Origin of the sequence: Maribacter sp. 4U21 (assembly GCF_002742365.1) — a bacterium.
Classification (GTDB): domain Bacteria; phylum Bacteroidota; class Bacteroidia; order Flavobacteriales; family Flavobacteriaceae; genus Maribacter.
The window spans coordinates 43896-67161 of the sequence record NZ_MDGN01000001.1 but is presented as its reverse complement, the minus strand read 5'-3'; the positions used below and the strand labels follow the sequence as shown (position 1 = coordinate 67161).

Genomic DNA, 23266 nt, shown 5'->3' with positions numbered 1-23266 from the left:
CACAATGAGATAGGTCAATACCATTACTAATTAAATCATCACTCTATTAGTCATCTAAATCAAACCATCGATAAAATGAAGATGAAGTCTAAACCAGCTATTTTATTCTGGTTATTACTTTTCTGGCTATCCCATCATTTGCATTCACAAAATTCAGTTTTTGCCAGTAAGGAGTTGGTCACCGATTTGCTGTATAACGAACTGGTCGGTATTAAGGAAGATTTGCACTCACATCCCGAATTAGCAGGCCAAGAAAAAAGAACATCCAAAATAGTGGAAAATTATTTACTGGATTTAGGTTTGGAAGTCAAAAAGGGTTTCGGGGGAAACGGGATTGTAGGAATATTAAATGGACATAAAGAAGGTAAAAAAATAGCTTGGCGAGCTGATATGGATGCCGCCATGCATGTATTTGACGACAACCCCAACTCTAAAACTCAAATAGCCCACATTTGTGGGCATGACGTGCATACCGTCATAGGACTTGGTATTGCCAATGTGCTTTCAAAAATGAAAGATAGCATTAATGGTACGGTGTATTTTATTTTTCAACCTGCTGAAGAGTCTTTTGAGGGGGCGAAATCAATGATCGGAGATGGATTGTTCCAAGAAATCCGTCCAGATGAAATTTTTGGCCTTCACGTCTTTCCTACTGAGATAGGAACTGTTAGTTCCAAACCCAATGAACTGTTCGCCTATCAGCGAATAATCAGGTTGACATTCGACGATACCATAGATGAAGAAAACTTCGAAGAGTTCTTCAAAGAAACAATGCGACGATTTGTTCGCAACAAAACTGACGGTAAACCCTGGTCTCTAGAGTATTTGACCCATACCGAACATGGATTGATGAATCCGAATACCGTTTATGAGGACTACTTTATCGTAGAACCACATATTTATAGGCTGTACGACGATAAAACCATTTCATTTGAATGTACGTATTACGAGACAGACTTTGCAAGACTGAATACCATTTCAAAACGAATTACCAATAACGTCATCGATTCAAAATATGGTGAGTTTTACATCAAAACATCATTTACGGCTGAGAGGCCAACAGTTATCAATGACCCAAAGTTGACAGGCGAAAGCCTGAACATATTAAAGGATTTATATGGTGAAGACGATGTGAGACCCTTTTACGGTCAGATGCCGTATTCCAACGAAGACTTTATTTACTATCAATATGAAGTGCCAGGAGTTATGTTTCTGTTAGGAGCATCGAATAAGAAAAAAGGAATCTATGCTTTGCCCCATACTTCGGAATTCGAAGTCGATGAGGAAGTAATCAGGGTCGGGGTCAATTATTTCTCAAATTTTTTAACCAAAAAAATCAATACTAATAAATCGTGAAAAAGATTAGCTTAATACTATTTGTTTTATTCTGTTTACAGATATCGGCTCAAGAAATGCCAACGGCAAAAGATTGGCAAAATGACCTAGAGTATCTACACAAGACAGTACATAATGAGTATCCATTTTTATTCGTAAAAACTACCAAAGAAGCTTTTGATACAGAAGTAGAAAAGCTGCACCGTCTCATACCAACTTTGGAACCACATGAAATTATAATTGGGTTTTCCAGAATCATTGCACTATTTAAGTATGGGCATATGGCCGTTGGATATAATATTGAACCCTTCAAGTTTCACTATCTCCCGCTCAATCTATATCAATTTTCCGATGGAATCTATTTGCAAGGGGTACATAAAGACTACCGAGATGTAGTGGGTTCAAAAGTTATTGAAATTAATGGGATTCCTGTACAAACAGCTCTGGACATGGTATACCCTGCAGTCAGTGCCGAGAACTCCCAATACTTTAAAAGTTACGGTATTAATTATCTGACCATTATGGAGGTACTTCATGCCCAAGGGATTACCAACAACCTTGAAAGTTCAATAGAGTTTACTCTGGAGAAAAATGGAAAAATCGTCAAAAAGGTTTTTGATGCCATGCCAACGGGTCAAACCGTACCTCGCCAATATGGATTTGTTTTCGAAGATGAAAACTGGTCGGAAGCCAGGGAACAGGATACCCTTCCACTATATCTAGATAAACTTGAAAAAATGTATTTCTTCAAATATCTGCCCAAGGAAAAAGCAGTTTTCGTCAGGATTAGTCAAATAGAGGACGACCCTACAGAAAAGATGGAAACCTTTTATACGCGTTTATTCGACGTTATTGAAAAAGAAGAAGTTGAAAAATTGATTTTAGATGTGAGGTTAAACGGAGGTGGGAACAACTTTAAAAATAGAACCCTGATCACAAAAATTATTGAAAACAAGAAGATAAATACGATTGGAAGTCTCTTCGTAATTATTGGTAGAAGAACATTTTCGGCTTGTCAAAATCTTGTGAATGAATTGGATAACTATACGAATGTCATCTTTCTAGGGGAGCCAACTGCAGAGAACATCAATTTTTATGGGGATAGTAGACCGGTAATTTTACCGAACACCGGTCATCCCGTGTATTTATCATTTGCATGGTGGCAAGATAAACCGGCTTGGCAGAATGCGGAATGGCTGGCACCCTCCATTCCAATTGAAATGAGCTTTGAGCAATATGCAACGAATAGGGATCCCATGTTGGAAGCTGCCTTAGCTTTTTCGGATACCGATTTTAAACCCAACCCTATGAGGTACATCACCGACCTTTTTGTTAGGGGCGAAATACAACGTTTGGATGAAGAGGTCCCTAAAATGATTAAGGACTCCAAGTATGACTTTTTTGACTTTGAAAAAGAAATCAGTAAAGCAGGGCATCATTTGGTCGATAGTGGCAGACCACCGGCCATTCAGGCCGGAATTGGCGTTTATTCCTTTGTTACCCGATTGTTTCCAAATTCAGCAAGTGCCTGGTTAAATTTAGCTTTTGGTCAAATGAGAGCGGGTCAAATGGCAAATGCTAAATCATCTATAAATAAAGGTATGACTCTAGGTTTGGAGGGTGAGGCAAAAATACGTGCTACAGAGATGCTAAAGGAAATATCTAATTAACAATGTTACATACAGATATTAAGAGTGTATAAATTACTTGTGGCAAAAAAATAGAGTTTTGTATTACGTATAAATAAAATAGTTTCTAAAATGAAATTGACATGATTTCCACATACTACGTACTCGTTTAAACATACAAACTCACTTACATAATAATTTTAGTTCTATTCTACAGTCTTAATTCTTGTGGAAACAACAAAAAAATCATTTGAATTAATAGTCTTCTTTAAGCATTTAGAAGTAATAAGAATAGTAATTTTATAAGTTAAAGAAAACTAAAAAATTATTATCAATTGTATTTTTTTAGAATATCAAAGAGAATAGCTTTTTTATCCATAATAATCTTTTCGGTTTACCTCCTCTCTGCTCAAGAGAAAACGAATAGTGGCTTATCGTACCCTGATTCAATAAACAAATACTTTTTAACTGATAGTACTAAGACCATATCATTTATTAATAATTATATCAAGCAAGCAAGATATAAAAACAACAAGGCAGACCTATTTGATGCTTACCACGCCCTAGAATCGTTTTATTATCAACACAATGATACTCTACAACAAATTAAATATACAGATAAACTATTTGCAGTTGCCAAAGACAATAATTTAAAGGTTCAATTACTCAAAGGTTTTCATTTGAAAAATAATTACATAAAAATGAAATTCGGGCTTGATGATCCAAGAATTTTTGAAAATATATATGAGGCATTAGAAATAGCAAAAGAAATAAAAAGTGTTGTTTGGCAATGTAAGTATTACGATGACATTGCAGGATACTATAAATTAACTGGTGATTTTGAAAAAGCTCTCCATTTTTACAAAAAGAACCTAACTATCTTAAAAGGGATAGCCAGTTCAAAAGACTATAAAGAGTTTAAAATATGGGGTGGAAGTATCGAAAAAACATGTTTGGAACTTGCTGATATACATATTGACTTAAAAGAAATAGATTCCGCTAGAATTTATAACCAAATGGCTAAATCTGTGTTGGACTCTATTGGAGAAAATTATTCAGGAGTTTTTAGATATAGAAATATCATTAATGATTTAGAACTAAACATAATTGAAAACAATATTGTATTGGCAAAAAAAAATCTTAGTGATGCTGCAGAAATAGTACCGAAAACCATCAAGAAAACCTTTCAAAAATATTCCAAATTATATTACTCTGGACTGATCAATTTTCATGATGGAGATTATGAATCAGCCATTTATAGCTTTGAGGCAATTGATACGACTCGTATTGACATTAATCAACGTGCTGGGTTTTATAAAGGTGACCTTTATAAATATTTATATAAATCCTATTTAAAAACTGGGAATCTCAAAAAATCGGATTATTATTTTGAAAAACATTTAACTACTTTGAACGAACAAATAAAGGTTAATAATTCTGTAAATTCCAATTTCAGAAGTACTGAAATAGCCAAATACAATGAAGAGGTAAAAGAGCTGAGAAATCAAAAATCCAAACAACGTTTTTACATAGTAATAATTTTTTTCACATCATTAATCACTATTGTTCTTATGCTTCTTTATTTTAAAAACAAGCAAGATACAAATAAGAAAAAGTTAAGAAACCTAGTAGAGATACTAAAAAATAAAGAAAATAAAACCAAATCAAAATCCATTATTTTAAATATTAAAACCAATGAAATTAAGAGAATAACAGAAAGACTTAACGAGTTGGAGAAAAAAGAATATTTTTTAAGAATTGACTGTACAGCTTCCAATGTCGCTAAGAAACTAAAAACCAATACCACTTATCTCTCCAAAATAATTAATGTGCATTATCACAAAAATTTTACAAATTATATTAATGATTTCAGAATAGAGTACGTTTTGGAAAGACTTAAAAAGGATAAACTTTTTAGAAAATATACCATTCAATCCATGGCCAATGAAATTGGGTTTAAAAGTAAGGAGACCTTTAATTATGCTTTTAAAAAAAGAATGGGAGTTTTGCCTTCAACATTAATAAAAGAACTTGCAAAGGAAGCTGAAAAAGAAATTGGTTGAAATTGAAGATACCCCCTTTCCCCTATTTTTAAAATCATTTAACCTTTTATTTTTAAAGTTCCTTTACTAGGATAAGCATTATATAGCACTTAATATTTCCACAGTTAGATTATTCCTTTTTTAGATGCTTGATTTTATAAATTTAAGCAACAACCTTTTTACTTAAAGAAATTTTTATTGGTAATTGCTGCCCATTGAGCTTTTTACAAATGCTTAAAAATATTGTGGAGTAATGGTTAACAATTTTTAAATATTTAAAATCTAGTTAGTGAAAAGTTTGATAGAAAGTATTGGAATTAATAAAAAAATGAAAACTCAAATACAAAAGTAATTATCCTATATGGGTGCTAGCTGATTTTCATTACCAGTCTTAAAAATGAAAAAAGGCCATTTTTTCTTAAACCTAGCTGAATCTCTCCATCTAATTATTAAACCTGTCGTTTTTATTATGAATCCAATTATGGGTAAAAGTATCTACATAAACATAAATAACAAAATGAAATCCAAATTAACAGTACTCATCATCTTAATATTCACTTTAGCATCTTGTAAATCAGGTAAAAAAACTACAAAATTTAATTCTTCATCTAAAACGTTTGGTTCACTTCAAAATATAGTTGAAAAAAATATCTATCGAATCGATAAAAATGGTAAAAGCGATTCCTTACCAATTACTATTGAAACCCGTATGGAGGAATTGAACGTTCCAGGTATCAGTATTGCGGTTTTTGATAACAATAAAATTATTTGGGCAAAAGGTTTCGGAATAAAAAATAAAAAAACACAGGAAAAAGTACAAGAGAACACCCTTTTTCAAGCTGCCTCCATCTCTAAACCAGTCGCAAGTGTTACCACATTCAAACTCGTAGAACAAGGGAAAATTTCATTAGACGAAGATGTTAATTTAAAATTGGAAAATTGGAAAATTCCTGAAAACCTCTTTACAACAAAAGAAAAAGTGACTGCCAGTCGAATCATGAGTCACACTTCCGGCTTGGGAACATCGGGATTTCAAGGTTATAATAGAAAGAGTTCAATCCCTTCATTAGTGCAGGTTTTGGAAGGTAGTGAAATAACCAATTCAGAACCAGTAAGAGTAATCCAAACACCTGGAGAATCCGAGCTATACTCTGGTGGTGGAATGGAAGTACTGCAATTGTTGATTGAAGACGTTAGTGGACAAAAATTCCCAAAATTGACAGAAAAATTAATTTTTGAACCCCTCAAAATGAAAAATAGTTCCTTTAACTATCCATTGCCAAGAAAATTGAGTGCATTGACTTCAAATGGGTATGATTCTAATGGTAAGGTCATTGATGGCGGGTATCATATTTACCCTGAGAAAGCTGCTGCAGGTCTTTGGACTACATCATCTGACCTAGCCAAATTTATGATTGCACTGGGTAAATCTTACAGAGGGGAAAGTGGTGGGGTTTTAACACAAAGTTCAGCGATAAAAATGTTAGAAAGAGTCCCTAATGCTGGCGGAACGGGTATAGGGATTGATGGAAAAGGAGAAGCTTTCCGTTTTAGACACTCTGGTGGAAATGCAGGTTTTAATTGTTACGCTGTTTCTTTTGCAAACATGGGAAGAGGTGTAGTAATCATGACAAATTCAGATAATGGATTTCCCTTAAATCATGAAATTGTAAGGGCAATTTCCAAAACTTATAACTGGCCAGCCATGTGGATGCGGGAATAGTACAATTTTTATGCCTTTTGAATATTATTAGAAACAAGAATTGTCCCTCTAGCAAATGAAATTATCTTATTGAAAAATATCAACTCTTTTAAGTAAAAACCTAAAATAAATCAAAATGAAATTATTTGAATCCAACCAGAATAAAACGACGTTATTGAAACTCTTTTCTTTACTGATTTCGATTATTTGCTTCTCTTGTTCCAGTCCGAAAAAAGAAAACGACTCGGCCGAAATTGCAAATGATATCGACCGCTATCTCAAAAAAGCAATGGAATTGCACAACATACCCGGTTTGGCCTTGGCAGTTGTGGAGGGGGACGAGATTATCTATGAAAAATACTTTGGAGTAGCCTCTCTGAAAGACAGTAATCTGGTCAAAGAAAACACCCTTTTCAGGGTTTACTCCGCAACAAAGCTTATTACCACTACCGGAATATTTCAGCTTGTTGAAAATGGAGAACTAAACTTGGAAGACAGGATATCCAAATACCTGGATAGTTTGCCATCTGCATGGCGAGATGTCAAAATTAAAAATCTACTAAGTCACTCCTCCGGTTTGCCAGATATTATTCGGTATGAAAGTACGCTAACCGATCAAGAATTGATGGAAAAATTATCTAAGGATGGGATGGAATTTGCTACGGGAACTCAATTTCGTTATAACCAGACAAATTACTGGTTGTTAGCCCAAATCATTGAAAAAATTACAGGATTGACATTTGATGAATATATTCTAAAAAACCAGTTTGCTAATGCTAGCAAGGGTGTTTTATTTTCTTCAAATTCCAATGAAACAATTCCCAACAAGGCAACTCGATATCACTATAATGGTAAATCCAAATCATTCGAAAAAGATACTAACAACAGCGGTATTAGAGGTCATTCAGGCAACGGCTTGAACATAACCCTCAATAAGCTCATAGACTGGGACAAACAACTGAAAAACAATAAGCTACTGAATGAAAGAACAAAGTCTATGATGTGGTCACCATTCAGCTTCGAACAGAATTTCAGGTATCAAAAAGACAATTTTTTACATGGTTGGCACAATTATCAAGTAAATAATCTAGACTCATATGGTTTTTCCGGTGGAAATTTAGCAGCGTATAGATATTTTCCGAAGGACAATACAAGCATCATACTTTTATCCAATGGTTATCAAATCGAAGCCTACGATATCATCATAAACGATATAGCCAGAATTGCTTTGCCTGAGTTAAGAAAAAAAGATTTGGTGCTTGAAGAGAAGATAATGCAAACGGTCTTAAACGGCGACTATGAAGAGTCTTTGCGATATTTCACTAAATTAAGGGAACAAAACCCCAACTCACTTTTTGACAATTTAAGGTTAAATATTAATGGTGTTGCCAATTCCTATGTATGGAACGAAGAGCCAAAGAAAGCACTAAAAGTCTTCGAATTGAATGCGGAAGCCAATCCAGAGTGGTGGATTGCCATGGCAGGTTTAGCTGAAATTTATGAAATACAGAATGACAGTCTAAATGCAATTAAATACTATCAACAAGCCCTAATGTTGAATGAAAAGAATGAGTATGATTATAACGAACTGATGAAAGACAAAATAAACGAGTTGAAAAAATAGCAAATGAAGAAAATTCTCAATTTGACAATAGTATTTCTTTTGATGGTAGGCTATCATTTCAAATCCGTGGCCCAAAACGTTGTTGAAAGTTACGACCCTATAAAAAATGACAGCCTAAGAATCGGAAAAGAAGAAAAGGACTTCTTACCCTTTATCGCCAAGGGGTATACGCTAATGCTCCCAAAGAATCAGGAAGTTAATGGCGTGCTTATTTTCTTGGAAGATTCCGGGTATGACAAGAAGAACAAAAATTCAAAGCAGATTTACGATCAAGCCTCCGCTAAGGGCTTTGCAGTAATTTCGGTATCAACGAGTATTCCTTTCGACTTCTACTTTTCCAAGTCATCAATACTGTCTACACATAATCTACTTCAAGAGGTCTTTATCGAACATACCCTGCCAAACAAAAATATTTATTTCATTGGGGCCGGTTTGGTAGGACATAGAGCAATGAAATATATAGAGTTTATTCAAGCCGGGGATTATGATTTTACACTCAATTTAAAAGGATTGGTCATTTGTAACCTTACTATGGATTGGACAAGAAAGTGGCATCAACATAAACGGGACATCAGAATAAATCGTATCAATCTTTGGGAACCTAGATTTATCAACTTTATGTTGGAAACACATATGAAAGGTACGCCAGATACTGCGCCTGAAGCCTATCACGATTTCTCATCTTACAGCTATTCGGACGATAAAAATAGAAACATTGGATTTTACAAAGACTATGCGGTAAGGGTCTATATAGAACCTGCCATAAAATATAGACTTAAAAAATATTTTAGGACCTTATATGAAAACAATTCCACGGATATGGTAGGTTTTTTAGCCGAACTGGAATTGGTTGGAAATGAAAACACCGAGCTGATAGTTTTATACCCCGAAAACAATCTAACACAAGAAAAGAATACCCAATCTACTTGGAATGCCATTGATAAAAACAACCTTATGGATTGGATTTATGCCCATACCAAGAAATAAACTAAAAGCAATAATTATCAATAGGAGTTATATCTACATTTTTGTTTAGGACCTGCTTCAAATTGACAATGCAGTAGGTACCTGAAAACTAAAAATTAAATGGAGAAAAAGACTGAACATTTAGTTTTTGGAATTGCCGTAATTTCAATTTTGAATGGGGTTATGGGGCAATTCGAACAGGAGAATTTCTTGGATCCATTGAATGAAGGTTTATTGAGACTAAATGAGTTGCGTGATATGTCATCAAACTGACCTAATTTGGATTTATTTCGAAAGTTCCCTACCCTTATATTTAGTAAAATCCGTGAACTCGTCCTTGAACCCGTTAAACGGTTCTTCCTCTTTATAGCCTTTGCCTCCCAATATATTTCCAAGGGCATAGACACCATTACGTAGAAGACGTGCTTTTTTGTTGGCCATCTGTTTTTGGGAAACAGAAACCAAGGCTTGCTTCAACCCGTTCTGCATATGGTATTCTAATTGCTGCAATGGGAGATTTGGCCTTACCCCGTCCAACACGAAGAGATAGGAAGCCTTTTTGTACTGCCCCCGCTCTATTAAATGTGTAGCCCAGAGGTTTCTTAAATTGTCGCGCCCAGAGGTTTTAATGTCTTTCAAGATTTCCGATTGTCCTTTCAGCACTATGTTAAAGTCTTTTGACGATTCCAAATAGGCCTGGGTTTTCGGGGCAATCGGAACGCTTACCGTATACTTGGAATATATGGAAGCGACATACAGTTTTTCTTCTATTTTCTCAAAATAAAAACCCTTGGCATTGAAAAATTCAACATAATCTTTTGGGGATTTTTCAAAGGATACCAGCATGCGCTCCGTATATTTATGATAGGATTTCAAGGCCGAACGTTCGAACCTTTGCCTGTATTTCTGTGCCATGGCCCCGTAAACGTTCGGGAACATCAACGGCAGGAATATCGCCGTCGGGTCTGGACGGATTTCCTTTTCAGACTTATAGTTTAAAAGTCTGTCCAATATTCTTTCGTTCTCCTTGATAAAGAATGGGGAAGGGTAAAAATCGATTTGCTTGGGTACCTGTACTTGACCCAAGTTCAGTTTGACACTATGTCGACGGGAATTTGAATAGGTCAGACTTCCCTTTTCATGTTTGACCCCTACACTCTGCATAAACTCGTAAAGTACCGCTCTTTGATTCGGTGCATCGAACAAACGTTTGTCGCTTGCCTGCTTTATCAGTGCCACCTTCCGATTCAGTTCCTTTTCCTCCCTGAGTTTTTCGGTAACATTTAACCTGTCCTTTACAACATGGAATTGTTTTTCCAATAGTTCGCTCAATTCTCTATTTCCCATATGCAGGTACTTTTTGAGAAATTGAAAACGTTCAGATTTGGCAATTTCTTCAACTATAAGTTTTATGGGCATACTTTCGATATGTTCGGAGAAAAGTAGTTTTCTACCCAAATTTTGATAGGCGTCCCTATAGGCTTCCTTGATGCACTTTTGAAGCTCCAGTTTTAGCTGTTCACTTTCCCCGTTCATCTGGGTATATTCGCTTTTGAACAATTCAGGGTTTTGTCGGATTCCGATATGAGGTGCTATTTCCTCTGCCCTGAAGACATGGCCTGATTTGTCATAGACGGTAAAATTCATGGGGTCGCCTTCTTCATTGTAATCAAGTTTGCAATCCAGTTTTTGATAGGATTTCAGGATGTCCGGAAGGTGTTCCGGGTTTATGGTCTTAAAAAGCTGGTAGGTTGTATGCAGTTGTTTTTCAAGTCGCTTTTTGACCAGCGGCAATAGTTTCGAGCTTTGGTTCTTCTCAAAAACCTTTTGCACTTTCGGGCCGCTCAACTGTGGATGTACGGTAGAGCCGTTGATGAACCTTGATTTGTAGCCATCCTCTACCTTTACGCCATAGGATACCCCTATCCTACCGTTTCGCTCGACCGTCCTTAGCTCAATATGATGGTTCTTAAGATGTTGGGCAAGTTCCTCAAAGCTTCTAACCTTATACTTTTGCAGGGCGATGTTCACGATGTCCTGTATGTAGAACCTGACCCCGTTCTCGTCCCGGTGCCGGAATTCGGGCATTTCATATTTCGGAAGTTCCTTAGTCCGTTTCGTATCGGGCGACGGGGAAAGATTGAACTCTTTTTCGAGATGTTTCTGGGTGGCGATACTCCTTCTGATATCGTTGGACAGGTTTATCTGTAAACAGTCTTCCTTGATGGTGGACGAAACGATATGCACATGCTCGTGCTTGGTATCGTGATGGCGGATAACGACAAAGGGCTGTCCGCCATAGCCCATATGTTCCATATACTTTTTGGAGAGTTGGAAGAACTCCCTATCGTCCAGATGTTCGCCATGGGGAAGGTTTAGGGAGATGTGTACGTACCGTTTTTCGGAACCGTGCCGGTTGCCAAGATGGTACAGTACCCTACCGAAAAACTCCAGGTCCGTATCCGTATCCGAATAGGTGTTCTGGAAACCGAGTACGGTACGTTCTTCTTTCTCAAGGACGTACTTCAGTACGCCCTGCACGCTTTTCCGATAAAGTACCCTGGCTATCATTTTATTTTTTGGCGTTGATGGTTTCAATGAGTTCGAGCATCAGTTCACTGGCCGTGCGTATCTCCCTTTCGAGATCGGCGTTCGGGCTGCGCATGTTCTTGTAGTTAGCCACCTTGACCAATTGGTTGATGTTGGTGCCTATCCTGTTTATCTGGTAACTGAGGTTGGAGAGGCTATCGGGAATTTGTTTTTCTTTTGTAGTTTTTCCGTTTAGAATGAGCTTTCTTAAGAAGGGGCCGACCGTTCCCCTTTTATTGAAATCAAGGTTATAGGATTGCAGGATGGTCCTTACCTTTTCCAGTTCCGTACCGTTGAACCTTAACGTTATGGCATGCTCCCTTTTCCTGTCTCCCAAACGTTTTCTGCCGCCTTTGTTCCTGGCCATTTTTTGATACGATTTTGTTTATCCCGTGCCCGCCAGAAGCAAGGTTTTCACTTCGTCAGAAGTAGGCGTTTTGCGGTGCGCAAAACATCACTTGCTATCCACCTTCGTGGATAAATATATATAATCGAATCGGATTATAACAATCTAATTATCAATATTTTAAATCGTAAAACCATGTAGGACCAATAGAAACCATTTGAGACCAATCAAAACATTTAACTGGTCTAATATGGTGTAACGGAAATGAAAGAAATCAATGAAATATTACAATATTTTTATGGGTAGGGGAAGGAAAGGGCGGACGGTCGTTGCGCCGTTCGGACTTTCGGGCGTTTCGAGGGGGTCCTGCGAAACAGGAGGAGAAAGACTTTCCAAGCGGGACGGCGGAGCGTGTCCGCAAGGGAAGGATTGAAACGAAGGGTCGTAAGACTTCCGCCGGAACTTGGGCTTATTTCTTACTAGAAATTAAAATTTTATTGAGCAAAAGAATTCCTATTATTTGTATGAAATGGAACATATTTTTGAATGATATATGGCGTTATTTTACGTAAGGTTTCCCCATTTACTGGATGTAGTCCAGGGGAGGTGAAAAATTCATGTTCATCTTCTTCATTCCTATAATACCAAATCAAAGGTTTTCCCTCATCTGAAAAAAATTGATATGCAGCGTTCACTTTTACTTTTCTCATATTTTTTAATTCCAAAGGATCCAATGGCTTGACTTGTGTTCCATATTCGGATAATGGGCTTCTGTCGCAGGAAATAGTTACATAAAGTGAATCTGCCCAAGTCATGCATTCTAGATATTCTAATCTATTCTTGGAATTGGCATACCATTTTTGAAAGTCACTAATCATTATAATTAATCCTGAAGCAATACTAATTATTACTATCAATTTTTTCCAACCCTCTCTATTTACATTCCTTTTGTTTTTTTGCGGTTTTCCGTTTTTAGGAATACCAGTTGGATTTCTTCTCACAAAGTCCGAATAACTTTCAAAACCCAAATACTTACAGAATAACTCCACACTTTCCGCTTGAGGAATACCATGCTTTCTTTTCTGATTGACATATCTATCATAAGCCCTTTCGAGGGTTTTTGAACTTAAATCGCTGTGGTCACTAACATGCTTAGATAAAGCAAATCTTGAATGAGACGCATGTTCCTTCTTTGCCTTCTCAAATACCATCCGAACAATTTCAGCTATTGTGTTTTCATCCATTGGATTAAAAATACAATTTTCAATAGACAAATTTTAGACCTAAGACCTTCTTATTTATTGATTTAACTGGAGTCTATAAGATGTCTATAATAAGTCGATTCTGTGTCTGCAAAAAAAATTACATCTTCATTTTACTTTGCTGTGAGGATGATTTACAGCTGTGTTTAGCTAACATATTATTTCTAGAAAATCATTCTTTCGGAAATCTATAATGCGGTTGGTATTTGGCCAATTGGAAAGTAGCAAGAGACTGCCGCATAAGATTTCCACTTTCCAAAAAAAGGAGTACTCCAAACTCTAACAGGGTTGGTAAAAATAAAACTGGGGAAGTCCCGGATAGCCGCACCTATGTCTAATTTTTTAAAACAAATATTATGAAAAAAGTAATCATAGCCGTAATGGCACTAGTTTTTAATATGTTTTTGATTTCTTGCACAGATGATACTATTGCAGAAGTAGATGGTCTTTATAAGGTTAATGCTACAGAAGGAGATGATGGTAATCCACCTCCACCTCCACCAGATAACTAGATGTGTGCGAATATTTTCGCATTTATTTAAGCTATGCCTTTAGGTGTAGCTTTTTTTTTGGATATTTTTAAGAAAAAATTGATTTTGAAAATCTTTTATTGTTTTCTTTTTATTGCGTTGTTTATTTCTTGCGACATAAACAAGGGCAAAAACGTTATTGCCCATATCGATTTAAGGGATACTGTCTTGTTTTATTATTATATCTCCAAAGACAAAACTTTTCCTTTGGAACAGCGTCAAAAAGCAATTAATAAATCATTTCAATATGTAGATAAAGATAGTAAGGACACTATTTATTTTGAAGTTCTTTATCAGAAAAACTCAATGCATTTTTCGTTGAAAGAGTACGATAGTCTTTTGATTTTCAATAAACTCTTATTAAAAACCACCAATGAAACTAAATCTCAATTTGTTTTAGGAAAGCAGTATTATTTAATGGGTTATTATTATAGTGAAGTTGTCAACATTCCTGATAGTGCTTTCAATAATTACAATCGTTCAAAGAATTATTTTGAGAGGCTAATGGATAGTAGCCGAATAGGAAAAAATCTTTTAAATATGGGCACCATTCAGAAAGATAAAAATGATTTTTTTGGTAGTAAAGAGACGCTGACAGAATCCTTAAATTATTTAAGTACTAAAAAAGACTATACTTATATTGTTCAGTGCTATAATCTTTTAGCGACGAATCATAGAAAGCTTTTAAATTTTGATGATGCTTTGAAATATTATGCTAAAGCCATTAGAATGACAGATTCACCAACTGATAAGCTTATTTTCCTAAATAATTTAGCCGCAACTTACATTGACAACCAACAATTTGAATTAGCCGTTGACATTTTAGATTCTATATCTAGTGCAAAAATGTCCATTAGTAGTCAAAAAGAATACGCAAGAGTTTTAGACAATCTTGCCTATGCAAAATGGCTTTCAGGCGATAAAATAAAAGAGAGTGAATTTCAAAAACCTTTGCAAATAAGAATTCAAAATAATGATAAAAGGGGCCAAATTGCAAGCTATACTCACCTAGGAGAATTCTACAGCGAGAACAATCCAAGAAAAGCGACATCCTATTTTGATTCAGTAATTCAACTTTCTAAAATTCTTAATGTACCAAGAGCGGAAAAGGACGCATTAATGTTCTTAATGAAACTTGATTCAAAGAATATCAAAGTACGAAATCGTTATGTCTTATTACAAGATAGTTTATATCAACAGGAGCTAAAAGTGAAGACTCAATTTGCCAAATACAAATATGATGATAAGGTAACACAAGAAGAAAATTTGCGTCTTGAAAAGGAAAATGCAGAAAAAGAATTGGAGGCAAATAATCAAAGAACTCAAAAGATTATATATCTAGGAGGTTTTATATTTACGATTTCAGTTCTTGGTCTTTCCCTCTTTGGTTTCAAACAACGCAACAAAAGACTAAAGGAGGAAAGCAAAGCGGAGAAGCTAGCCGCGATTCACGACACAGAAGCGGAACTCTCTCGAAAGTTACATGATGACCATGGAGGCAAATTAAATCAGTTAATGTCACTCATACAGCGAGACGCGGACAAAGACCTGATTTTAGATAAAACAGAAGAACTTTATAATCATACCAGAGACTTTTCTAGAACCTTAAATTCGGTAGATACGGGTCCAGATTTTTGGAACATTCTTAAAGCCACTTTAGAATTTGCAAAACCCGCAGAGGTTGAAATGATGTTTAACGGAGGCAAAGAATTAAATTGGTCAACGGTAAGTAATCAGTCAAAAACCATTCTTTTTAAAGTGCTGCAAGAACTAGTCATCAACATGGCAAGACATAGTAAAGCCCAACAAACAATAATTATCTTTAAAGACCAAAACAAAACACTCCATGTATATTACGTGGATGACGGGGTGGGAGCTTCAAAAGAAGCCTTGTATAGAAAAAATGGACTTCAGAATACGGAAAAGCGTATTCACGCCATAGGGGGAAGTATTATTTTTGATTCAGAAGATGGAAAAGGCTTTCGGGCCGAAATCCGAATTCCTAATTAATATAGTGCAACATGTTCAAAAAAGTAGTCTTAGCAGAAGATTTTCAAGGAGAAAACCAAGGTATCGCTGAGGCCTTGCGTGAAAAATTGGCCATTAAAGAATTACAAAGTGAACTGTATTGCGATAAGACGATTACTCGGCTAAAAGTAGCCTTTAAAAATAACGATGCGTATGAGTTATTGATTACCGATTTGTTTTTTGAGGAAGACCACATAGACCGAAAGTTGACATCAGGTTTTGAGCTTATTTCAGCAGCAAGAACCTTGCAGCCTAGTTTAAATATTATTGTGCACTCTATGGAAAACAATCCCATACGAATCAATACGCTTTTTAAAGAGCAAAAAATTAATGGTTATGTATGCAAGGGTCGTAATGGTATGGTGGAGCTGGTCAATGCCATTAACGAAGTGTACCATAATAGAACCTATGTGTCCCCGCAGCTAAATTTGAACGTTCCCCACAATGTGGTAGAATTGGATGATTTTGACCGTGCTATATTAAAAGAACTCGCTAACGGCCTTACAAAAAAAGAGGTATCTGAAAAGTTTAAAAAAGAGAAGATTACCCCTAACAGTGAAAGCACGATTGATAAACGAATAAGCAGGCTCTATGATGAGTATGAGGCCAAGAATACTACAAATTTGCTATTTAAGCTTGCGAAGGAGGGCAGAATTTAACTCCTAACGTTTCTTATAAACTTCATAAAAGTTAAACAAATTTTAATCCCTTACAGATATCTGTAAGGGATTGTCTTTTAATAGGTTTAGGTTTGAAGATTAATAATTTTAAATAAAATATTATGGCAGTAAAAAACACAGAAACAGGAGAAGTCCATGTAGGTTATAAAGGTGGAGAAACAGGATGTGGTTTAGATACATCAGCTAGTCATTGGGTAAGTTCGACAGCGGCAATCACCTGTGATAGAAACGGATGTAAAAATTAACTTATGTAATGAAAATAGTTCTATTCTTTTTTATAACAGTGATTTTTTCTATTTTCAATATCGATTTAAAAACAAATGTTTACATCTGCAAAGGAAAAGGAAGCAAGAAATATCACTACGTAAAATCATGCAGAGGCCTCTCCAACTGTTCAACGAATGTGTATCTGGTATCATTATCCAAAGCCCGAGAAATGGGTAGAACTCTTTGTGGTTGGGAGGATTGATTTTTGAATCAAATTTATAAAAAAGAACAGTCGATAGCTGTTCTTTTTTTTATGCCTTACGGATATCTGTAAAGAATTGAAAAATAATGGGATTAGGTTTGAAGAACTAGAAATCTAATCTTGAAAAAATGGGGTACAGAAGAGGATATTATAAAAAAGATGGCACGTATGTTCAAGGTCATTTTGTAAGCAAGGATCACGGAGGAAAAAGACGAAAGAACACTAACAAAAAGGGATGTTTGGGAGTTTTGCTATTGTTACTGGTTACTTTTTTTAGTTTCTCCTGTGAAACGGAATCTACTTGCCAGTCTAGGAATTGTGCAGATTTTGCCAACCAGGCAAAAGCCCAAGCCGCTTTTGAAGGGGATAAAGTTGTTATTCAAATTTAGATCGAGACAATGATAACATAGCCTGTGAAAACGGCAATTACTAAAATATGGAGAAAGTAAATATATCAGTAGGGTTAAAGAGCCATTTTCTTAGGCTATATCAAATGGCATTTGCAGACGATAATTTTGACTTGCTAGAATTAAAAATGCTTTACAAGTTCGCAGAGGAAAGGGGGATTAGTAAAGATCAGTTAAATGAAATTCTATTAAACCCTTCCCAAGAGTCATTTGTTCCGGATTCTTTAGAAGAGAAAATAGAGTACTTGTATGACTTGGCACTTATGATTTGGGCTGACGGAATTGTTACTGAAGATGAAACCAATACCCTGAAAAAGTACTGTTTAAAATTTCAATTTTTAGAGGAAAATATTAATGATATATGTGAATTTCTTCTTAAAAATGCAAAAGTGAAAGTTTCTTTAAAAGAACTAATAGACAAAATGCAAGACTGATATGGGATCTTTAAAAAATATATTCTCTATTAAAAAGAGTACTCCGCAGGAAGTTGAAAAACCTATTGAGGAAGATGTTAAAAAAATAAAACTTTCATTTTTTGAAAGTGGTTATGGTTCATCTAAGCAAGCATCTGGTAATCATATCATATTTAAGGCATGTTTGCAAGATGTCTATATGGATTATAAGGGTAAATGTAGGGAAGATGAAAAGTTGCAGAAAGAATTAAAGGAACCCTATGTGCAGGAAAGAGGTAAGTATGAAATTGAACTAAAGAAAAGGAAAACGGTAAAAGGCATTATTGAGGAGGTTATAGTGAATTTGGAAGAAAAAATAAGAACTTTCAAGAATGAAATAGCCGATGTAAAGCATAATCCTGAAAAATATGTGGAGGATGCTGACAAAAAACCTAAGGCTCAATTTTATATTGGTTTGTTTGTGTTGATTCCGATAACATTTTATTTGCTGGTATTCTACATTTCCGCCTCTTACTCCGCTTTCTTTAAAAATTTTGACACAGAGCAGCTTACAAATGCAATTTTTGATGCCAATGCCTTGACCAAGGCAATAAATGATGGTTGGCAAGAAGGTATTTTTGTTGCAACCATTCCCTTTGCATTTATGGGGTTAGGTTATTTGATACACATGTTTCAAAAACATAAGAATTGGTTGTCTTACGTGAAGATAGCAACCTTATTTGTGGTCACTTTTATTTTCGATGCCATACTGGCCTATCAAATTGAAAAGAAGATTTATGATATAGAGAAAACCCTTAATTCATCTGAATTTAATGTACGGATAGCTTTTACAAAGGTTGAGTTTTGGGGGATCATCTTTGCCGGTTTTGTAGTTTATATTATTTGGGGTTTGGTGTTCGATTTTATAATGAAGGAATATGACAACTTCGATAAAATCAAAACTTTTATTAAATCTAAGCGCGAAGAAATTAAAAACTATGAACAAGAAATTACAGAACAAACGGAAAAGCTTGGGCCTATAAAAGAGGAGATTTCAGGTATAGAAGGAAAAATAAGCGACCTACAAAGAACTATAGATGGGTTTGTTTTTTCCAACAAAAAGTATCTCACCTATCATGCTGAATATGTGAAAGGTTGGTTTTTAGGCATTGCTGATAATTTTGATGATTTAAAAAGAAAAGACCAATTATTAAACCTTTGTACTACTGAGGAAAAAAAGCATTTAGAGGAACATGATATTGCCGATGAAAGTTATGAAGGGCGTTTGTACAAATTAATTAACTAATAAAATATGAAAAAGTACATCCAGTATTTCTTAGCCTTGATATTTTTAAATCTTACACTTCTTTCGTGTAAAGAAGAGCCAAAGACAGAGGAATTTATTCATGAGCATGATTTTCCTAAAGTGGCCGTAAATTCTAACTTAAATATAAGTGTGCTTTTGGATTTGTCGGATAGGATAAATCCTGAGAAATATCCTTCACCGGCAATGGATTTTTTTCAAAGGGATATTGGTTATTTAAAGGCGGTTGCAGAGAATTTTGAGTCCCATATCATGAATAAGAGGTTGATAAAAATAGACGACAAAATTCAGGTATTCATTGATCCAGAACCGTCTGATAAAAACCTAAACCAAAAACTGGAAGCTCTTAAGATTTCTTTTGACAAAAGTACCGTTTCTAAGGAAGCAATCTTAGCAACCTGTATTAAATATGATAGTATTTCTTCACTTATATATGAAGCTGCCATAAAAGATGACCACTATGTAGGCTCAGATACGTGGCGTTTTTTTAGGAACAAGGTAAATGATTACTGTATTGAAGAGGGCTATAGAAATATTCTGGTGGTTTTAACAGATGGCTACATGTACCATAAGGACACCAAAATAAAGGAAGAAAATAGAACTACCTATTTAACTCCTAAGGAAATTAGGGATTTTGGGTTTAACAAACCAGGTTGGAAAGACAAGTTTGAACAGCAAGATTTTGGTTTTGTGGCTGCCAATAATGACCTCAATAATCTTGAAGTATTGGTCTTGGGTATTAACCCAGATGATAAAAACCCCTACGAGGAAGATGTTATCAGAGCCTATTGGACCAAGTGGCTAACTGAAATGAATGTCAAAAACTTTGAAATAAAACAAGCGGACTTACCTTCAAACATGAAGAAGGTGATACAAGATTTTATTTTGAAAATAGATTAATTATGGAATACTCAAAGTCAGTATTAATTAGATGAAGTAAGGTTATTTAGATTCCATAATATGAAAATAAACGAATATTACATCAAAGCTAGATTGTTTCCGACAATATTAATTTCTATTCCAGTTCTCAGCTTGTATTATTTTGGCTTTAGCGAAAAACTAATAGAATTTACGACTTTTTTGGAGGGTTATGAATGGGCTAGCGACATAACTCTTTCGATTGCAATAATCTATTTACTTGTGCAAATCAATCGACTAATTTCAAAAGAACTATTCCAAAATATATTCTTCAAAGAAGAATTAAATATGCCAACAACCAATTTTCTTCTTAATTCAGATACCTCTTTAGCAAAATCAATAAAATCTCAATTAGCCCAAAAAATAGCTGCTGACTTTAACATTCACTTACTAGATTCAACTTCTGAAAACGAGAACGAAGAAGAAGCTAGAAAAACTATTTCAAGTGCAGTGGCTCAAGTCAGAAATGTTACTAGAAATAATTCAATCCTACTTCAGCACAATATTGAATATGGCTTTTTAAGAAATCTGACTGGCGGTAGCGTTTTAGCTGTTGTAATTTCAATAATTAATATCTTTTTGTTTCAATATACTTTTCCAAATCCTTTTGCATTCAAACTTAATTTTGTCTTTCTAAGTATCTACATTTTGCCAATTATTTTGAGTAAGTTTTTGATTAACAAATATGGTATATACTACGCAAAGATTTTATTCGAACAATATTTAAAAAAATAAATGAAATGGATTTTAGTATTGATATGCTATCACTTGGCAATGCAGATTGCAATATAATATGGACAAAAGCAGAAAACGCTGACTTTGTAACAATAATTGATGGTGGTAACCCAAAAGACGCAAAAACAATTATTGAGCATTATGAAAGCTATATAAAACCACACATCTCTAATGATAGTCCAATATTAATAATTAATACCCATCCTCATTCCGACCATATCGGTGGCTTGGTAGATTTAGTTCATTATTTTAAAAATAAGATTGTTCGATTCTATTACAATGACCCAACAGACTACATCGAAGAAGTAAAAAGAAATGAAATAAAAAGCTTAAATGAATCATTTTTGTATTCGAACCAAAGAGTTAAAAAGCTTTTTGCCTCATTACAACAGTCTGATGACCTAAGTGATATTCTAGCACAATATGGAATTTCCAAATTAGAAGCCTTTTCAGACAATAATCTAGACCATAATTTATTTGAATTTGTTGGTCCTTCAAAAACATTTTATTTAGAGCAGCTTGGATATTTTACAAACATTGACAATCTAAAAACATCAGGTTCTAACATTCAACCTCAAAGCGTCATTAATGAAGTTCTAGAAGGATTAAATTCTTGCGATATAGTTGATGAAAAAAATGATGCTTCCGCAGAGAATTTGACATCAGTCTTGACAAAATTTATTGATTCCAGTAATCGAAAGTACTTATTTACAGCAGATGCTGGAGTTGATGCTTTTGAGTCAGCAGTGAGTAATGGATATAATATTAAAGATTTACATTTTTGCCAATTACCGCATCACGGAAGTAGAAGAAATGTAAGTACGAATTGGATTAGTAATTTCAATCCTAAACGATTTTGGGTTTCCGCAAATGGAAGCAAAAAACACCCTAGAAAAGCTGTTATCAGTTGTATAAAGAAGAACTTACCTGACTGTAAAATATATAGTACTCATAAAACAGGAACTATACATATTAATTCTAAAGTCAATCTTTTCCCTGAGAGGAATTGGAGTGCAGCGGAGCCGTTATAAAAGTTGATGAAAAAAATTATATCATCATTCAATTTTGGCTAAACTATTACCTGGAGATAAAATATAATGTTTTTATCTATTAAAGAACTTTTGTACAATCTATAAACATTAATAATATCATGGCTTGGGGATTTAGAAGAAGAATTAAAATCATTCCTGGAGTGCATTTAAACCTTAGTAAAAGTGGTATTAGCACTTCTATCGGTATAAGAGGTGCAAATGTTACGCTGGGGAAAACGGGTGCTTATTTGAATACAGGAATTCCAGGGACTGGAATGTATCATAGACAAAAATTGTCTGACAATAGGCCGGACAATGAAAAAAATCAATTTGTTCCAGTAGAACATTCTGAACAACATATTTATGCGGAAAAGGAAATCATAAGTGCAGATGTTAAGGAGATTACAAGTCAAGATATGCAAGGAATTAAAGATTCCATTTTATTGGCACATCAACAAAGAATCGAACTTAACCGGGACCTTCAAAAAGTTAGGTCCAAGTTGGCGTCAACAAAATTAAAATTAACAACAAGCTACTTATTGCTATATGGCCTTGTTAGCAAAGGAATTCCAAAGAGGATTAAAGCTGATATTTCAGCACAGAAACAAGCGATTTTAGAACTTCAGAATCAAATAGAAAATTGCTTTGTTAATCTAGAAATAGATTTTGATGAGGAATTTGATTTGAAGTACAAAAAACTTGTTTCGACCTTTAAAAACTTATGTAACTGTCAAAAAATTTGGGACGTTACCAGCGCAAGCCTTCAAGATACAGTTAAGTCAAGATCATCTGCGGGAACATTAGTTGATAAAAAAGAGGTGCGATTTGGGTTTAAAAAGCTACCTGATGTAAAATACAATTTTGATGCTATGTTCTTTAAAAATGCCAATGGAGCAGACCTATATTTTTACCCCAATTTTATTGTAATGTTTTCTTCCAAGCAAAAATTTGCTATTATAAGTTTCGAAGAGTTGGATTTTTATCATCGTAGTGTTCGTTTTACTGAGACAGGTAAAATCCCCAATGATTCTAGGGTAATTGACAGAACTTGGGCAAAAGTCAATAAAAACGGCACTCCAGATAAACGGTTTAAGGGTAATTACCAGATTCCTGTTGTCAAATATGGGGAGATTCAAATATCAACAGTTAGTGGTGTCAATGAAGAATATGAATTTAGTAATTATGAATTTTCTGAAGATTTTGCCAATGCTTTCATGGATTATCAAAACTTATTAAAGGCTTCTGGTAAATCATGATT

Annotated in this window: 20 protein-coding genes; 17 read left to right on the top strand and 3 right to left on the bottom strand. The window is 34.8% G+C overall.

What is annotated here, in order from left to right; genetic code table 11:
• Window positions 1-81 precede the first annotated feature (81 nt).
• The 6 genes from BFP77_RS00285 to BFP77_RS00260 all read left to right on the top strand — a co-directional run bounded on the left by BFP77_RS00285 (window position 82) and on the right by BFP77_RS00260 (window position 9318).
• Window positions 82-1356 carry a M20 metallopeptidase family protein gene (locus BFP77_RS00285; protein WP_218963440.1) on the top strand — a complete coding sequence of 425 codons (1275 nt, stop codon included), beginning with the start codon at window positions 82-84 and terminating at the stop codon, window positions 1354-1356.
• Entirely contained in the window at window positions 1353-3005 is a 1653-nt protein-coding gene (locus BFP77_RS00280; protein WP_143751803.1) for a S41 family peptidase, read from the top strand. The genes BFP77_RS00285 and BFP77_RS00280 overlap by 4 nt, the downstream gene beginning before the upstream one ends.
• 293 nt (window positions 3006-3298) lie before the next feature.
• A complete protein-coding gene (locus BFP77_RS00275) occupies window positions 3299-5026 on the top strand; it encodes a helix-turn-helix domain-containing protein (RefSeq protein ID WP_099572089.1) in 1728 nt (575 codons plus the stop codon).
• 376 nt (window positions 5027-5402) lie between these two features.
• Window positions 5403-6728, top strand: a complete 1326-nt coding sequence (locus tag BFP77_RS00270; RefSeq protein ID WP_218963439.1) for a serine hydrolase domain-containing protein — start codon at window positions 5403-5405, stop codon at window positions 6726-6728.
• A 115-nt stretch (window positions 6729-6843) separates the two neighbouring features.
• The gene (locus tag BFP77_RS00265; RefSeq protein ID WP_099572088.1) at window positions 6844-8331 is read left to right on the top strand and encodes a serine hydrolase domain-containing protein; all 1488 of its coding nucleotides are present in this window, start codon (window positions 6844-6846) and stop codon (window positions 8329-8331) included.
• A 3-nt stretch (window positions 8332-8334) separates the two neighbouring features.
• Window positions 8335-9318, top strand: a complete 984-nt coding sequence (locus tag BFP77_RS00260) for a hypothetical protein (protein WP_257212806.1) — start codon at window positions 8335-8337, stop codon at window positions 9316-9318.
• 264 nt (window positions 9319-9582) lie between these two features.
• On the opposite strand, the gene BFP77_RS00255 is transcribed toward BFP77_RS00260, so the two are convergent.
• The 3 genes from BFP77_RS00255 to BFP77_RS00245 form a co-directional block, all read right to left on the bottom strand.
• Window positions 9583-11868, bottom strand: coding sequence for a relaxase/mobilization nuclease domain-containing protein (locus BFP77_RS00255; RefSeq protein WP_099572086.1), 2286 nt, complete (start codon window positions 11866-11868; stop codon window positions 9583-9585).
• 1 nt (window position 11869) lies between these two features.
• Window positions 11870-12253, bottom strand: a complete 384-nt coding sequence (gene mobC, locus BFP77_RS00250; protein ID WP_099572085.1) for a plasmid mobilization relaxosome protein MobC — start codon at window positions 12251-12253, stop codon at window positions 11870-11872.
• A 473-nt stretch (window positions 12254-12726) separates the two neighbouring features.
• Complete coding sequence (locus BFP77_RS00245; RefSeq protein ID WP_099572084.1) at window positions 12727-13476, bottom strand: hypothetical protein; 750 nt, start codon at window positions 13474-13476, stop codon at window positions 12727-12729.
• Window positions 13477-13850: 374 nt separating this feature from the next.
• Here BFP77_RS00245 and BFP77_RS16880 point away from each other — a divergent pair, with 374 nt between their 5' ends.
• The 11 genes from BFP77_RS16880 to BFP77_RS00190 all read left to right on the top strand — a co-directional run bounded on the left by BFP77_RS16880 (window position 13851) and on the right by BFP77_RS00190 (window position 23264).
• Entirely contained in the window at window positions 13851-14006 is a 156-nt protein-coding gene (locus BFP77_RS16880) for a hypothetical protein (RefSeq protein ID WP_180272273.1), read from the top strand.
• 435 nt (window positions 14007-14441) lie between these two features.
• Window positions 14442-16034 (top strand): tetratricopeptide repeat-containing sensor histidine kinase, encoded by a 1593-nt coding sequence (locus tag BFP77_RS00240; protein ID WP_180272272.1) that lies wholly within the window; start codon window positions 14442-14444, stop codon window positions 16032-16034.
• Window positions 16035-16045: 11 nt separating this feature from the next.
• Complete coding sequence (locus BFP77_RS00235; protein ID WP_099572082.1) at window positions 16046-16711, top strand: response regulator transcription factor; 666 nt, start codon at window positions 16046-16048, stop codon at window positions 16709-16711.
• 122 nt (window positions 16712-16833) lie between these two features.
• Complete coding sequence (locus tag BFP77_RS16875) at window positions 16834-16977, top strand: hypothetical protein (RefSeq protein WP_099572081.1); 144 nt, start codon at window positions 16834-16836, stop codon at window positions 16975-16977.
• A 352-nt stretch (window positions 16978-17329) separates the two neighbouring features.
• The gene (locus BFP77_RS00220; protein WP_099572079.1) at window positions 17330-17590 is read left to right on the top strand and encodes a hypothetical protein; all 261 of its coding nucleotides are present in this window, start codon (window positions 17330-17332) and stop codon (window positions 17588-17590) included.
• A gap of 47 nt (window positions 17591-17637) precedes the next feature.
• Window positions 17638-18042, top strand: coding sequence for a hypothetical protein (locus BFP77_RS00215; RefSeq protein ID WP_099572078.1), 405 nt, complete (start codon window positions 17638-17640; stop codon window positions 18040-18042).
• 1 nt (window position 18043) lies between these two features.
• Complete coding sequence (locus BFP77_RS00210; protein WP_099572077.1) at window positions 18044-19306, top strand: ABC transporter permease; 1263 nt, start codon at window positions 18044-18046, stop codon at window positions 19304-19306.
• 6 nt (window positions 19307-19312) lie between these two features.
• Window positions 19313-20224, top strand: a complete 912-nt coding sequence (locus BFP77_RS00205; RefSeq protein ID WP_099572076.1) for a hypothetical protein — start codon at window positions 19313-19315, stop codon at window positions 20222-20224.
• Between the two features lie 60 nt (window positions 20225-20284).
• Window positions 20285-20977 (top strand): hypothetical protein, encoded by a 693-nt coding sequence (locus BFP77_RS00200; RefSeq protein WP_099572075.1) that lies wholly within the window; start codon window positions 20285-20287, stop codon window positions 20975-20977.
• Window positions 20978-20982: 5 nt separating this feature from the next.
• Window positions 20983-22008 carry an MBL fold metallo-hydrolase gene (locus BFP77_RS00195; protein WP_099572074.1) on the top strand — a complete coding sequence of 342 codons (1026 nt, stop codon included), beginning with the start codon at window positions 20983-20985 and terminating at the stop codon, window positions 22006-22008.
• 119 nt (window positions 22009-22127) lie between these two features.
• The gene (locus tag BFP77_RS00190) at window positions 22128-23264 is read left to right on the top strand and encodes a DUF4236 domain-containing protein (RefSeq protein WP_099572073.1); all 1137 of its coding nucleotides are present in this window, start codon (window positions 22128-22130) and stop codon (window positions 23262-23264) included.
• The last annotated feature ends 2 nt before the right edge of the window (window positions 23265-23266 follow it).

What these genes read in the sequence shown, in the direction of transcription:
- BFP77_RS00285 (WP_218963440.1), top strand. Translation starts at nt 82, where the DNA reads ATGAAGTCTAAACCAGCTATTTTATTCTGGTTATTACTTTTCTGGCTA.
- BFP77_RS00270 (WP_218963439.1), top strand. Translation starts at nt 5,403, where the DNA reads ATGAAAAAAGGCCATTTTTTCTTAAACCTAGCTGAATCTCTCCATCTA.
- BFP77_RS00265 (WP_099572088.1), top strand. Translation starts at nt 6,844, where the DNA reads ATGAAATTATTTGAATCCAACCAGAATAAAACGACGTTATTGAAACTC.
- BFP77_RS00260 (WP_257212806.1), top strand. Translation starts at nt 8,335, where the DNA reads ATGAAGAAAATTCTCAATTTGACAATAGTATTTCTTTTGATGGTAGGC.
- BFP77_RS00255 (WP_099572086.1), bottom strand. Translation starts at nt 11,868, where the DNA reads ATGATAGCCAGGGTACTTTATCGGAAAAGCGTGCAGGGCGTACTGAAG.
- mobC (WP_099572085.1), bottom strand. Translation starts at nt 12,253, where the DNA reads ATGGCCAGGAACAAAGGCGGCAGAAAACGTTTGGGAGACAGGAAAAGG.
- BFP77_RS00245 (WP_099572084.1), bottom strand. Translation starts at nt 13,476, where the DNA reads ATGGATGAAAACACAATAGCTGAAATTGTTCGGATGGTATTTGAGAAG.
- BFP77_RS16880 (WP_180272273.1), top strand. Translation starts at nt 13,851, where the DNA reads ATGAAAAAAGTAATCATAGCCGTAATGGCACTAGTTTTTAATATGTTT.
- BFP77_RS00240 (WP_180272272.1), top strand. Translation starts at nt 14,442, where the DNA reads ATGGGTTATTATTATAGTGAAGTTGTCAACATTCCTGATAGTGCTTTC.
- BFP77_RS00235 (WP_099572082.1), top strand. Translation starts at nt 16,046, where the DNA reads ATGTTCAAAAAAGTAGTCTTAGCAGAAGATTTTCAAGGAGAAAACCAA.
- BFP77_RS16875 (WP_099572081.1), top strand. Translation starts at nt 16,834, where the DNA reads ATGGCAGTAAAAAACACAGAAACAGGAGAAGTCCATGTAGGTTATAAA.
- BFP77_RS00220 (WP_099572079.1), top strand. Translation starts at nt 17,330, where the DNA reads ATGGGGTACAGAAGAGGATATTATAAAAAAGATGGCACGTATGTTCAA.
- BFP77_RS00215 (WP_099572078.1), top strand. Translation starts at nt 17,638, where the DNA reads ATGGAGAAAGTAAATATATCAGTAGGGTTAAAGAGCCATTTTCTTAGG.
- BFP77_RS00210 (WP_099572077.1), top strand. Translation starts at nt 18,044, where the DNA reads ATGGGATCTTTAAAAAATATATTCTCTATTAAAAAGAGTACTCCGCAG.
- BFP77_RS00205 (WP_099572076.1), top strand. Translation starts at nt 19,313, where the DNA reads ATGAAAAAGTACATCCAGTATTTCTTAGCCTTGATATTTTTAAATCTT.
- BFP77_RS00200 (WP_099572075.1), top strand. Translation starts at nt 20,285, where the DNA reads ATGAAAATAAACGAATATTACATCAAAGCTAGATTGTTTCCGACAATA.
- BFP77_RS00195 (WP_099572074.1), top strand. Translation starts at nt 20,983, where the DNA reads ATGGATTTTAGTATTGATATGCTATCACTTGGCAATGCAGATTGCAAT.
- BFP77_RS00190 (WP_099572073.1), top strand. Translation starts at nt 22,128, where the DNA reads ATGGCTTGGGGATTTAGAAGAAGAATTAAAATCATTCCTGGAGTGCAT.